Source organism: Pedobacter sp. 01N416, assembly GCF_056399685.1.
The window spans coordinates 1-4,544 of record NZ_JBFTRT010000424.1 but is presented as its reverse complement, the minus strand read 5'-3'; the positions used below and the strand labels follow the sequence as shown (position 1 = coordinate 4,544).

Genomic DNA, 4,544 nt, shown 5'->3' with positions numbered 1-4,544 from the left:
GAACCGATAGGGAAATCAATGCGCTGAATTTCGATTCGCGTAAAGTAAGTAAAGATGATATCTTTTTTGCCGTAGTGGGCACTGTAGCTGATGGACACCAGTTTATTGAGCAGACCATTGAGCAGGGGGCAGGTGTAATTATCTGCGAGAATTTGCCAGAGATCGATGATTTTACTGTTACCTACATCAAAGTAGATAATACTGCTGTGGCTTTGGGTATCATTGCCGGGAATTATTTTGGAAACCCATCGGCAGATCTGAAACTGATCGGCATAACAGGAACCAACGGAAAAACCACCATTGCTACCATTCTTTTTAAATTATTTAAAGATTTAGGTTACAAAACCGGGCTTTTATCAACGGTAGAAAATTATATCAATGATACGGTAGTGGCGGCAACGCATACCACACCAAATCCGATCGCATTAAATCAGCTCTTAAGAGAAATGGTCGATGCGGGTTGCGATTACTGTTTTATGGAAGTAAGCTCACATGCAGTTTCTCAGCACAGGATTGAAGGCTTGACTTTCTCAGGAGGTGTATTTTCGAATTTAACACATGATCATTTAGATTTTCATAAAACTTTTGACGCTTACCTGAAAGCTAAAAAAGCATTTTTTGATGTACTGCCTAAATCGGCATTTGCATTGACCAATATCGACGATAAAAACGGAGTGGTGATGCTGCAGAATACAAAAGCGCATAAAAAAACCTATGCGCTTAAACAACTGGCCGATTTTAAAGCAAAAATTATCGAAAACCAGTTTAGTGGCCTGCATTTAGATATCGATAACGAAGACGTTTACTTTAAGCTTGTAGGGTCTTTCAATGCATACAATTTATTGGCCGTGTATGGAACAGCCATTTTGTTGGAGCAGGATAAGTTAAAGGTGCTGACTTTGTTGAGCCGTTTATCAGGTGCTGAAGGAAGATTTGATTACATCACCTCTGCAGATAAGATTATAGGTATTGTAGATTACGCGCATACGCCAGATGCTGTTCAGAATGTGTTGAGTACCATTGCCAATATCCGCAAAGGAACCGAACAGGTAATCACAGTGATTGGATGCGGGGGAGATCGTGATAAAACCAAACGCCCTATTATGGCTCAGGTAGCATGCGATTGGAGCGATAAAGTGATCCTGACCTCCGACAATCCCAGAACGGAAGATCCACAGACGATTATCAGCGAAATGGAAGCAGGTGTGTCACCAAGCAATAAGCGTAAAACCCTATCCATTTTAGATAGAAAAGAAGCAATAAAAACAGCCTGCCATTTAGCGCAGCCAGGAGACATTATTCTTGTTGCTGGTAAAGGGCATGAGAAATATCAGGAAATTAATGGCGTAAGGAACCATTTTGATGATAAAGAAATTTTACTTGAACAATTAAAACCAATCAGCTAATGTTATATTTATTATTCGAATACCTGCATAAGCATTATGATATACCTGGGTTAAGGTTGTTTCAGTACATCACTTTCCGTGCATCTATCTCTATTATTTTATCATTGGTAATTACCACCGTTTACGGACGTAGGTTGATTGATTACCTACATAAAAAACAGGTTGGAGAAACAGTAAGGAATTTAGGTTTAGAAGGACAGATGCAAAAACAAGGTACACCGACAATGGGTGGTATTATTATTTTGCTGGGCATTCTTATTCCAACCATGTTGTTTGCCAATATCTCCAATATCTATGTGATTTTAATGATAATCACCACAATCTGGATGGGCACTGTAGGCTTTTTAGATGATTATATCAAAGTTTTCAAAAAGAATAAAGAAGGTTTAGCAGGTCGTTTTAAAGTAGTTGGTCAGGTTGGTTTAGGCTTAATTGTAGGTTGCACCATGTACTTCCATCCAAATATTGTGGTAAGGGAAACTGTACAGGACGATGTAAAAAGTACTTCTACGGTTCCGATGGTACTGCGCCAAAAAGGAGAAACCTTTTATTATACACAAGATGTAAAATCGACTAAAACCAATATGCCTTTTTATAAGAACAATGAGTTCGATTATGCAAAGGTATTAAAGTTTTTAGGTGCCGATTACCATAAATATGCATTTTTTATCTTCCTGATCGTAACGGTATTTATCATTACCGCCGTGTCGAACGGGGCAAACATTACCGATGGGATTGATGGTTTAGCTACAGGAACTTCGGCAGTAATCGGGATCACCCTGGGTATTTTGGCTTATGTATCGGGTAATACCATTATGGCCGATTACCTCAATATTATGTATATCCCAAACTCTGCAGAGCTGATGATTTTTGCAGGTGCATTTGTGGGTTCCTGCGTAGGTTTTCTTTGGTATAACTCTTACCCGGCGCAGATTTTTATGGGCGATACCGGAAGTTTGGCCATTGGGGGAATCATCGCCTCATTTGCCATCATGATCCGCAAAGAGCTGTTGATTCCGATTTTATGTGGAATATTCCTGGTAGAACTGGTGTCGGTAATTATGCAGGTGTCTTATTTTAAATATACCAAGAAGAAATTTGGCGAAGGCCGCAGGATTTTCCTGATGTCGCCTTTACACCACCATTACCAGAAAAAAGGATATCATGAAGCCAAAATTGTAACCCGCTTCTGGATTATCGGAATCATGCTGGCAATTATGACCATTGTAACATTGAAACTGAGGTAAAAAGCCAAAAGACTAAAGCTGAAAGGCAAAAGATAGAATAATAATTAAAATACCCTTAGTGGTAAATAAAAAATAAGGTAAAAAAATTAAAATGTGATGGTATCCGGTCTTGATACTTATCACTTGATACTAAAAAATAATAATGAGCACGAATAATATCACATCAAGCAATACTAAGTCAGCGATGACCGGGCACGGCCGTGTGGTTATTCTTGGTGCCGGCGAAAGTGGAGTTGGCGCTGCAAAATTGGCTCAGGCAAAAGGTTTCGATGTTTTTGTTTCCGATTACGGTGTAATTACCGACAAATATAAAGCTGCATTAGAAAAACTTTCCATTCCGTTCGAATCTGAAAAACATACCGAAGAACTGATCTTAAATGCAACAGAGGTAATTAAAAGTCCGGGTATTCCGCCTACAGCCCCAATTATTAAAAAATTGGTCGCAAAAGGTGTTCCTGTGGTTTCGGAAATTGAATTTGCCAAAAGATATACCAATGCAAAAACCATCTGCATTACGGGTTCAAACGGTAAGTCGACTACGAGTTTATTAACCTATCACATCCTAAAAAATGCGGGTTTAAATGTGGGTCTGGCTGGTAATATCGGACAGAGTTTTGCAGCACAGGTGGCTACAGAAGATTACGAATATTATGTACTGGAAATCTCAAGTTTCATGCTTGATGATATGTTCGCATTTAAAGCCGATATAGCAGTTTTACTTAACATTACACCGGATCATTTAGATCGTTACGATTATAAACTGGAGAATTATGCTGCATCTAAAATGCGGATTGTTCAAAACCAGACAGCAGAAGATATTTTCATTTATTGTGCAGATGACGAAGAGAGCCTAAAAGCCATCGAGTTGATTAAGCCTGTGGCGAAAGCCTTTCCCTTTTCAATTACTAAAAAAGTAGAACTGGGTGCTTATTTAGAAGAAACTACTATACATATCCTTACAGAACCAAATAACCAACTAACCATGTCTATTTCAGATTTAGCCTTACAGGGCAAGCACAACATTTACAATTCTATGGCCTCAGGCATTGTGTCTAAAGTTTTAGAATTAAGAAATGAGACCATCCGCGAAAGCATGGGCAATTTCAAAAATATTGAGCACAGGTTAGAGCATGTGGCCAAAATTTCGGGGATCGATTTTATCAACGACAGTAAAGCCACCAATGTGAACTCTACCTGGTATGCTTTAGAGAGTATGACCAGTGATGTAGTATTGATTATGGGCGGTGTTGATAAGGGAAACGATTACAACATGCTTAAAGATCTGGTTAAAAGTAAGGTTAAGGCTATCGTTTGTTTGGGTAAGGATAACAAACGTATTCACGATGCTTTCGAGGATGATGTAGAAGTAATTGTAAATACTTTTTCGGCAGATGAAGCAGCACAGATTGCTTTCCATTTGGCTAAACGTGGCGATGCGGTTTTGTTATCGCCAGCCTGTGCCAGTTTCGATCTGTTCAAAAATTACGAAGACCGCGGTAACCAGTTTAAAGCGGCAGTTAGAGAATTATAATAGGAGGTACAATATATGTTCCAAGCACTACTTAATAAAACAAAAGGCGATAGGTGGATCTGGCTGATCATCATCCTGCTTTCGCTTATATCTGTAATGGCAGTGTATAGTGCAACAGGTACCTTGGCATATAAAAAAGGAGAAACGGTAGAAAAGCTTTTGCTCACCAAACATTTAATTTTTGTGCTGATGGGTATCGGGATGATCTATATTGCCCACCTGCTCGATTACCGTTATTATGCGGGTATTTCAAAGGTATTGATGATCGTTACCATTCCGTTGCTGTTTTATACATTAATATTCGGAACAAATTTGAACGATGCATCAAGATGGGTTAAAATACCGGTAATCGGATTGACG

4 protein-coding genes are annotated in these 4,544 nt (G+C 39.0%); all 4 read left to right on the top strand.

Translation table 11 applies throughout. From position 1 onward, the window contains the following. Positions 1-1,406: UDP-N-acetylmuramoyl-L-alanyl-D-glutamate--2,6-diaminopimelate ligase (locus tag AC1DND_RS20490; protein WP_477584454.1), on the top strand; the 1,406-nt coding region annotated here is incomplete at its 5' end. After that, positions 1,406-2,653 (top strand): phospho-N-acetylmuramoyl-pentapeptide-transferase, encoded by a 1,248-nt coding sequence (mraY, locus tag AC1DND_RS20485; protein WP_477584452.1) that lies wholly within the window; start codon positions 1,406-1,408, stop codon positions 2,651-2,653. The genes AC1DND_RS20490 and mraY, both read left to right, overlap by 1 nt. A 142-nt stretch (positions 2,654-2,795) precedes the next feature. Then, the gene (gene murD, locus AC1DND_RS20480; RefSeq protein WP_477584450.1) at positions 2,796-4,184 is read left to right on the top strand and encodes a UDP-N-acetylmuramoyl-L-alanine--D-glutamate ligase; all 1,389 of its coding nucleotides are present in this window, start codon (positions 2,796-2,798) and stop codon (positions 4,182-4,184) included. A 15-nt stretch (positions 4,185-4,199) separates the two neighbouring features. Further along, a partial coding sequence (locus AC1DND_RS20475) for an FtsW/RodA/SpoVE family cell cycle protein (RefSeq protein WP_477584448.1) occupies positions 4,200-4,544 on the top strand: 345 nt, incomplete at its 3' end.